Source organism: Stenotrophomonas sp. 2YAF22, assembly GCF_052114665.1.
In the GTDB taxonomy this organism is placed as follows: Bacteria; Pseudomonadota; Gammaproteobacteria; order Xanthomonadales; family Xanthomonadaceae; genus Stenotrophomonas; species Stenotrophomonas indicatrix.
This window is the reverse complement of the sequence record NZ_JBFRFE010000122.1, coordinates 1-8,391: the sequence shown is the minus strand read 5'-3', so window position 1 is coordinate 8,391 and position 8,391 is coordinate 1. Positions and strand designations below refer to the sequence as shown.

General features: G+C 68.1%; 8 protein-coding genes. 7 read left to right on the top strand and 1 reads right to left on the bottom strand.

What is annotated here, in order from left to right:
- On the bottom strand, positions 1-1,426 hold a 1,426-nt coding region (locus AB4Y84_RS07175), incomplete at its 3' end, for a ligand-binding sensor domain-containing protein (RefSeq protein ID WP_442249931.1).
- Between the two features lie 104 nt (positions 1,427-1,530).
- On the opposite strand from AB4Y84_RS07175, the gene AB4Y84_RS07170 reads away from it, so the two are divergent.
- The 7 genes from AB4Y84_RS07170 to AB4Y84_RS07140 all read left to right on the top strand — a co-directional run bounded on the left by AB4Y84_RS07170 (position 1,531) and on the right by AB4Y84_RS07140 (position 8,308).
- Positions 1,531-1,863 (top strand): hypothetical protein, encoded by a 333-nt coding sequence (locus AB4Y84_RS07170; RefSeq protein WP_394197609.1) that lies wholly within the window; start codon positions 1,531-1,533, stop codon positions 1,861-1,863.
- Positions 1,864-1,941: 78 nt separating this feature from the next.
- Positions 1,942-2,358 (top strand): helix-turn-helix domain-containing protein, encoded by a 417-nt coding sequence (locus AB4Y84_RS07165; RefSeq protein WP_312108588.1) that lies wholly within the window; start codon positions 1,942-1,944, stop codon positions 2,356-2,358.
- Positions 2,355-3,011, top strand: coding sequence for a hydrolase (locus AB4Y84_RS07160; protein ID WP_059064421.1), 657 nt, complete (start codon positions 2,355-2,357; stop codon positions 3,009-3,011). The genes AB4Y84_RS07165 and AB4Y84_RS07160 overlap by 4 nt, the downstream gene beginning before the upstream one ends.
- Positions 3,012-3,013: 2 nt before the next feature.
- Entirely contained in the window at positions 3,014-3,439 is a 426-nt protein-coding gene (locus AB4Y84_RS07155) for a DoxX family protein (RefSeq protein WP_442244841.1), read from the top strand.
- Positions 3,440-3,558: 119 nt separating this feature from the next.
- The gene (locus AB4Y84_RS07150) at positions 3,559-5,406 is read left to right on the top strand and encodes an amidohydrolase (protein WP_442244848.1); all 1,848 of its coding nucleotides are present in this window, start codon (positions 3,559-3,561) and stop codon (positions 5,404-5,406) included.
- Positions 5,385-6,668, top strand: coding sequence for an alginate export family protein (locus AB4Y84_RS07145; protein WP_442244840.1), 1,284 nt, complete (start codon positions 5,385-5,387; stop codon positions 6,666-6,668). Before AB4Y84_RS07150 ends, AB4Y84_RS07145 begins: the two co-directional genes overlap by 22 nt.
- Positions 6,662-8,308: an MFS transporter gene (locus AB4Y84_RS07140; RefSeq protein WP_442244839.1), complete on the top strand. Its 1,647-nt coding sequence runs from the start codon at positions 6,662-6,664 to the stop codon at positions 8,306-8,308. The genes AB4Y84_RS07145 and AB4Y84_RS07140 overlap by 7 nt, the downstream gene beginning before the upstream one ends.
- Positions 8,309-8,391: the final 83 nt, after the last annotated feature.

The window sequence follows — 8,391 nt, the reverse complement described above, 5'->3', positions numbered from 1 at the left end:
CGGTACGCGCCAGCGACGAACAGGCCTGCTCGGGAAGCCGGGTTTCGCGACGCCAGCGGTTGTCCGTGTAGTGCAGCACCGCGCGCTCGCCGGCGCAGGCCCAGGCCTGGTCCGCATCGGCAAACAGCAGGGCGTGCAGTGGCTGCCCGGTGAACGGTGCCGGCAGCGGTATGAGGGTGGTGTGGCCGCTGACGGTGCGCGCCAGATTGATCCAGTCGAACTGCCACACCGGAGTGGGTGCCTGTCGTGCCGCGGCCTGCAGCTGCGCAGCACTGCCGCCCAGCAGCGGACGCCGCAGGTCGAACAGCTTCAGGTCTTCGCCATAGCCATACACTCGGCCATCACTGGCGCGTACCAATGACCGGTAGGGATCGGTAGGGCCCACGGACAAGGTCTGCACGCTGTGCGCACGGAAGCGGTTGAGGCCGAGGTTGGTGCCTACCCAGATGTTGCCTTCGCGATCGGCAAGGACCGGCACTGCCGACGTCGCGGTAAGGCCCTGCGCGGCATCGAAGCGCTCCATGCGCACAGCCTCTTGGCCGTCGAAGGTGACCCGGGCCACGCCACCGTGCGGGCTGAGCGTGGCCCACAGGGCCCCGTCGGCCGTGAACTGCAGGCGCGAGGCGACCAGCCCGGGCAGCCGCCGTGCTTCACGTTCCTCGGCGGGCAACAGGCCATGCGCGTTGGCCAGCGGCGACGTGCCGCGCACGCGGTCGGCCAGCCAGATTTCGCCGCGCGGGCTCTCAACCAGCGAGGCCATCTGCGAGACCGCGATGCCGGTGGCTTCGAAGCGGGCCGCGCCAGGAGGGCGACGCCATATCTGCAGGTCCGCCAGCACCCAGAATGTGCCGTGGCGGTCCTGCAGCACCCATTGCACGCGTCTCTGCGGCAGGCCGAAGGAAGCCGGCGGCTCCTGCCAGCGACGTCCATCGAACCAGCGCAGGCCGCCATTGACGGCAGCCCACAGGCGGCCGTTGCGGTCATGCGCGAAGCGGGGGACCACACCCACCGGCACGCCCTGCGGGCGGCCGAAGCTGCGCAGGCGTTCCTGCGTGAACTGGCTGATGCCTGCCTGGAAGTAGCCGATCCACAGGCCACCATCGCCGCCATCGAGGCCGAGGGTAACCATGTTGGTGGAGGGAAAACGGGTGCCTGTCGGTGCGGCCTGCCGCTCGAAACGGCGGCCGTCGAAGCGGTACAGGCCCGAACCCGTCGCCAGCCACAACATGCCCTGGCGGTCCTGGACGATATCCCAGATATCCCCCGGGGCGCCCTGGCCGACGCGCCAGGCGGTGTGCTGATAGCCGGGCATGCCATCGCTCACTGCGGGTTGCTGCACGGCGAAGACGGGCAGGGCAGTCAACAACAGCAGGCACGACAGCAGCGCCGGCAGGCGACGCAGGAAGGGGAAGGGGCGGCCACGCATGCGGTCATTCTGGCAGGTGCGGGGCAGGCCGGGGTGACCCGTTCGGGGTAGGCGTACCGCTTCGGTGTCCGCTATTACGCCGTGATGGATGACGGAGCCCGGCGATGCAGCGCTTGTATGTGATGTTCCCTGACCGCGGCCCCGGACTGGGACTGCTGTGGCTGCGCCTGTGCGTGGCAGGGGGGCTGTTGGCGGGCGGAAGCCCGGCCGGTGCGCCGGGACTGATGTGCCTGGCGGCGATCGGCCTGCTGCTGCCCGGGCTGCTGACCCCGCTGGCAGTGCTGCTGGCAGTGTCGGGGTTGTACGGGCAGGGCGCGGCGCTGCCCTGGCTGCTGCTGCCGTTGGCCCTGCTCATGCTGGGGCCGGGCGCGTATTCGCTGGATGCGCGGTTGTTCGGCCGCCGCCTGCTGCAGCGCCGGCCTCCCCCGAATGGGTGAGCGCCGGCCTCGACCGACGGGGGTAGGGCGATCGCAGCCGGCGGCACACCATGGGTGCTCCCGTCGCGGCGCTCCTTCATGGCTACCGTCCAGCCTCCTGCCCTGTCCGCAACCACCTTGGCACCGCACCAGTCGGCTGCCCTGCAGCGTGCGCTGCGCTACATCGACGAGCACCTGTCGCAGCCGCTGCGGGTGACCGAGCTGGCTGCCGTTGCCTGCGTAAGCCGGTTCCATCTGGTGCGGTTGTTCCGCATGGGCACCGGCGCCAGTCCGCTGCGCTACGTGCGCCGTCGGCGCATCGAACGCGCCACGCAGCTGCTGCCGACGGCCGCGCAGTCGATGACCTGCCTGGCCCAGCATCTTGGCTTCTTCGACCAGAGCCACTTCGTCCGCAGCTTCCGCGCCGAGACCGGCTGCAGTCCCGGCCAGTATCTGGCCGATGGCGCGGCACGTTTCCAGCCCCCTGTTGTTTCCTCCACCGGAGTCCACCCATGAGCCTCGCCACCGCCACCCCCGCCAAAGCACTGCTGTCACCGGCCGACCACGCCCTGATACTGATCGACTACCAGTCGCAGATGGCATTTGCCACCCACACCATCGACATCTCCGCGCTGCGCAACAACGTGTCGTTGATCAGCAAGGGTGCCAAAGGCTTCAAGGTGCCGGTGCTGCTGACCACGGTGGCCGAGAAGTCGTTCTCCGGCCCGATGTTCCCGGAGCTGCCGGCGATCTTCCCTGGCCAGGCGGTGTTCGATCGCACGTCGATGAACACCTGGGAAGACCAGCCGGTGATCGATGAGGTGAACCGCATCGGCAAGCGTCGGCTGGTGCTCGCCGGCTTGTGGACCAGTGTATGCATCGTCGGCCCGGCGCTGTCGGCGCTGGAGCAGGGGTTTGAGGTCTACGTGATCACCGATGCCTGCGGCGATGTGAGCGAAGAGGCGCACGAACGTGCGATCGCCCGCATGGTGCAGGCCGGTGCCGTGCCAATCACCAGCGTGCAGTACCTGCTGGAACTGCAGCGCGACTGGGCGCGTGCTGAAACCTACGACCTGACCACCGGCATCGCCCGTGACCATGCGGGTGGCTATGGCGTCGGCATCCAGTACGCCAAGACCATGTTCGGCGCGCAGGAAGGCGGGCACTGAGCGTGCGCGATGGCCATGGCCTCGACCTGGCCTTGTTGATCCTGCGGGTGGCGGCGGGAGGATTCCTGCTGCCGCATGCGCTGGGCAAGTTGTTCGGCTGGTTCAACGGGCCGGGCCTGGCAGGTTTTGCCGGCGAACTGCGTGGCTTCGGCCTGCCTGCTGCGGCCCCGTTGCCACTGCTGCTGGCGCTGCTGCAGGTGGCGTCCGGCACCGCGGTGATGGTGGGCTGGCAGGCCCGGGTCGCCGCGCTTGTCGCTGCCGCGTTCATCGCCTTCACCGCACTGCTGGCGCTGCCCAAAGGATGGTTCTGGATGCGTGGCGGTGCCGAGTATCCATTGTTGTGGACGCTGGCATTGCTGGCCATCGCCCTGGCCGGGCCCGGTGCATGGGCGGTGGATGGGCTGGTTCTTTCTGGAGACATCGCGTGAACAACGAACCTCTCGATCCTGGCCGCCGCAATGTGGTGCTGGCCACCAGTGCCGCGCTGGCGCTGGGCCTGGCTGGCGGTACCGCTGCGGCCATCCAATCCCCTTCCAAGGAGCGTCGCATGAGCACACTGGTCATCCGCAATGCACGCATCACCACGCTTGATCCGCAGCAGCCACTTGCGCAGGCACTGGCCGTGCAGAACGGCCGTATCGTTGCCGTGGGAAGCGACGAGGACATCATGCGCGGTTGGGGCAGCGAAGCCACGATCGTCGATGCGCAGGGGCGGCGCATCGTGCCCGGCCTCAATGACAGCCACACCCACCTGATCCGCGGTGGCCTGAACTACAACCTGGAACTGCGCTGGGATGGCCTGCGTTCACTGGCCGATGCGATGGCCATGCTGAAGGCGCAGGTTGACCGCACGCCCGCGCCGCAATGGGTGCGCGTGGTGGGTGGATTCACCGCGACCCAGTTCACCGAAAAGCGCCTGCCGAGCCTGCAGGAGCTGAACGACATCGCTCCGGATACGCCGGTGTTCCTGCTGCACCTGTACGACCGCGCGCTGCTCAATCGCGCCGCGCTGCGTGCCTGTGGCTATACCAAGGAAACGCCGGACCCGCCCGGTGGACAGATCGTGCGCGATTCGCTGGGCAACCCGACCGGCCTGCTGCTGGCCAAGCCGAATGCACTGATCCTGTATGCGACCCTGGCCAAGGGGCCGAAGCTGCCGGTCGAGTACCAGGCCAATTCAACCCGCCATTTCATGCGCGAGCTGAACCGCCTGGGCATCACCTCGGTGATCGACGCCGGAGGCGGTTTCCAGAATTACCCCGAGGACTACCAGGTCATCGAGCAGCTGCATCGCGATGATCAGCTGACCGTGCGCATCGCCTACAACCTGTTCACCCAGAACAAGGGCAGCGAGGTCAGCGATTTCCGTGGCTGGAGCGAGATGCTGCAACCGCGCCACGGCGATGACCTGCTGCGCCACAATGGTGCCGGCGAGATGCTGGTGTTCTCTGCAGCCGACTTTGAACTGTTCAACGAGCCGCGCCCGGAACTGCCACCGGAACTTGAGCCGGAGCTGCACGATGTGGTGAAGCTGCTGGTGGAGAAGCGCTGGCCGTTCCGCATCCATGCGACCTACGACGAAAGCATCAGCCGCATCCTCGACGTCTACGAGCAGGTCAACCGTGAGGTGCCGTTCGATGGCCTGCACTGGTTCATCGACCATGCCGAGACCATCACCCCGCGCAACATCGAGCGTATCCGCGCACTCAACGGCGGCATCGCCGTGCAGCACCGCATGGCCTACCAGGGCGAGGCATTCGTGCAGCGCTATGGCGTGCAGGCGGCGCGGCACACGCCACCGGTGAAGCGGATGCTGGCCGAGGGCGTGCCGGTCGGCGCCGGCACCGATGCTACCCGCGTGGCCAGCTACAACCCATGGGTGGCGCTGTCGTGGCTGGTGACGGGACGCACCGTCGGCGGCCTGGCCCTGTACGGTGATGAGAACCTGCTGGAGCGCGAGCAGGCCCTGCGCCTGTGGACACAGGGCAGCGCCTGGTTCTCCGGCGACGAAGCGGTGAAGGGCACGCTGAAGGTGGGCCAGCTGGCCGACTTCATCCTGCTGTCGTCCGACTTCTTCCGCGTCGATGAGCAGCAGATCGCCGACATCACCAGCCTGCTGACCGTGGTGGGTGGCCGCATCGTGCATGGCGACGGCGACTACGCCGGGTTGGCGCCGCAGCTGCCTCCGGCGATGCCGGACTGGTCGCCGGTGAACCGCTTCGGTGGCTACCACGTCGGTGGCGGGGCGACCGGGTTGGCTGCGGCGCACCGTCATCACCATGGTGTGGCCTGCGGCACCCACGGTGCGCATGGCCACGCGGTTCGTCATCCGGCGCCAACCAACGACCTGACCGCGTTCTGGGGCGCGATGGGGTGTTCGTGCTTCGCGTTCTGACCTTGGCATCGCTGGTGTTGCCGTCGTTGGCGCTGGCCTGCGACGGTGGCGCCTGTACCACGGTTGGCGACGGCCAGTTGCAGTGGGATGCATCGCTGCGCCTGCGTGGCATGTACTACGCCCCGACCCGGTTTGGCGTCGGTGCTGGCGACGATGGCTACGGTCTGCTGCGTGCGCTGGCTTCTGCCTCCTTCGCGCAGGGTGACTGGCAAGCGAAGCTGCAGCTGGGTACGCATGCCGAGCGCGGCAAGGCCGGTGGCCCAGGTCGTACCGATCGCGGCGCGCTGGACGTGCAGCAGGCGTACTGGCGCTGGTCCGGCGCTGGCATGCACGTGCAGCTGGGCCGGCAGGAAGCGGGCTATGGCAGCTCGCGCCTGTTGTCGGTGCGCGACGGGCCGAACATCCGCCTGGCCTTCGATGGTGCGCGGGTGGGGTGGCAGGGCAGGCTGGGCGCACTGGACCTGATGGCGCTGCGACCGGTCGAGAACCGCCCGGGTGCTTTCGATGACCGCGGTGAGCGCGGTGCACACCTGCTCGGCGCGTATGCGACCACGGCCAAGGGCGCTGGCATCAGCCAGTGGGACCTTTACCTGCTCGACTATCGTCGTGAGGGCGCGCGCTTCGCCGCGGGCAGCGGCACCGAGCGGCGGCAGACCCTGGGCGCGCGCTGGTTCGGCCAGTCGGGTGCGCTGGACTGGAATACCGAACTGGTGGCGCAGGGCGGTGAACTGCGGGCGGTGACCGGCGATCTGGACATCCGCGCCTGGACCCTCGCCACCGATACCGGTTGGCGCTGGAGCGCGCTGCCGCTGCAACCGCGGCTTGGCCTGAAGGCCGACATTGCCAGCGGCGACGCAGACCCGGGTGATGGTCGTCTGGGTACCTTCAATGCGTTGTTTCCCAAGTCCGCCTATTTCAGCGAAGCCAGCCTGTTGGCACCGGCCAACCTGATGGATCTGCAACCGACGCTGGCACTGCGCCTGCATGAGGCGGTGACCACCGAGCTGGGTGTGCAACTGGCGTGGAAGCATCGGCGCGCCGATGCGGTCTATACCACGCCGGCACCGTTGGCAGCGTTGCCCGACAGTGCCGGAGGCGCACGCCGCATCGGTACCCAGTACAAATCCGAAACCCGCTGGCAGGTCAACGACCACTGGCAATGGCAGCTGCAGCTGGCCTGGGTCGACGCGGGTCCTGCACTGACGCAGGCCGGCGGCCGGGACACGCTGTTCGCCTCAATCGTTGGAGCATGGCAATGGTGAACGCATCGGCGTCACAACACTCCCCGCAGGTCGATGGCGCATGGTCGCCGTTGAAGATCCGCATGTTCCGCTCGATCTGGCTGGCGATCCTGGCCAGCAACATCGGTACCTGGGTCAACGACGTGGCTGCGGCCTGGGTGATGGCCGAACGCACCGGTTCGGCGCTGATGGTCGCGCTGGTGCAGTCGGCGACCACCGTGCCGATCGTGCTGTTGGCGCTGGCGGCCGGGACCCTGGCCGACATCGTCGACCGCCGCAAGTACCTGCTGTTCACCCAGGGCTGGATGCTGCTGGTGGCGGCAGCGACCGCCGTGCTCACGGCATTGGACCTGCTGACCCCGCAGCTGCTGGTGCTGCTGACCTTCTGCATGGGCTGCGGTGCGGCGATGGCCATGCCGGCACAGGCCGCGATCGTCTCCGAGCTGGTTCCGCAGCCGATGCTGGCCTCGGCCGTGGCACTCAACTCCATCGGCATCAACATCGCCCGTTCCATCGGGCCGGCCATCGGCGGGGTGATCGTGGCCCAGCTGGGTGCGGTGTGGGCCTTCGGGTTCAACGCCATCACCTTTGCCGCCATGCTGTTCGTGGTGTGGGGCTGGAAGCGTGATCCGAAGGCGTCCAGCCTGCCGCCCGAAGGGTTCGGCGCTGGCCTCAAGGCGGGCCTGCGCTATGCCAGCCGTGCCGGTCGCCTGCAGGCGGTACTGATCAAATCGGCCGGTTTCTTCTTCTTTGCCGCGGCGATGAACGCAATGCTGCCGGTGGTGGTGCGCGGGCAGATGCAGGGCGGAGCGGGGCAGTACGGCGTGCTGCTGGGTTGCATCGGCATCGGTGCGGTGGGCGGTGCGTTGCTGCTGCCGAAGCTGCGGGCCAGGCTTGACCGCGACCTGCTGGTGCTGCTGGCCACCTTGTCGCTGGCGGCAAGCCTGGCCGGCCTGGCGCTGACCCGCAGCTGGTACGTGTTGCCGCTGGTGATGCTGGTCAATGGCTTTGCCTGGATCACCGTACTGTCTTCGTTGCAGATCGCAGCGCAGACGGCGGTGCCGGCCTGGGTGAGGGCGCGTGCGCTTGCCCTGTACATCATGGTGTTTTCGGCCGGCATGGCGGCCGGTGGCCTGAGCTGGGGCGCACTGGCGCAGCGCACATCGCCGGAACTGGCATTGCTGGTGGCCGCAGCAGGCGCGGTCATCGGCGGCCTGCTGGTGTGGCGCGTGCGTATTGCCGGCGCCGAGGATCTGAACCTGAGTCCTGCCGGCCACTGGCCAGCGCCGGAGCTGTCGGTGTCGGTGTCGAATGATCGTGGACCGGTGCTGGTGACCATCGAATATCGCGTCGATGCCGCCGACCGCGCCGCGTTCCAGGCGCAGATGCGCACGCTGGGAACGATCCGTCGGCGCGATGGCGCCGTGGTCTGGGGCGTGGTCGAGGATGTGGCGACCCCGGGCATCCATCTGGAGTATTTCGTCGCAGCGTCGTGGTTGGAGCACCTGCGCCAGCATGAACGCATCACCGCCGACGACAAGGCGATCCAGGAGGCGCTGCGCGCGCTGCATCGCGGTGAGCGCGCCCCGGTGGTGCGTCATTTCGTCGGCGGCCATGATCCGCTGCCGGCGGCAGCGCCCCATCACCACAGCGACATCTGATGGCCCCGTGGTAGAGCCGGCCGCTGGCCGGCTGATCGCGACTTTGATCGAGGTTGATGGGGTTGCCGGCCAGCGGCCGGCAC

Excerpts from the sequence above, each read along its gene's own strand:
- AB4Y84_RS07150 (WP_442244848.1), top strand. The coding sequence starts at position 3,559 with ATGAGCACACTGGTCATCCGCAATGCACGCATCACCACGCTTGATCCG.
- AB4Y84_RS07165 (WP_312108588.1), top strand. The coding sequence starts at position 1,942 with ATGGCTACCGTCCAGCCTCCTGCCCTGTCCGCAACCACCTTGGCACCG.
- AB4Y84_RS07160 (WP_059064421.1), top strand. The coding sequence starts at position 2,355 with ATGAGCCTCGCCACCGCCACCCCCGCCAAAGCACTGCTGTCACCGGCC.
- AB4Y84_RS07140 (WP_442244839.1), top strand. The coding sequence starts at position 6,662 with ATGGTGAACGCATCGGCGTCACAACACTCCCCGCAGGTCGATGGCGCA.
- AB4Y84_RS07170 (WP_394197609.1), top strand. The coding sequence starts at position 1,531 with ATGCAGCGCTTGTATGTGATGTTCCCTGACCGCGGCCCCGGACTGGGA.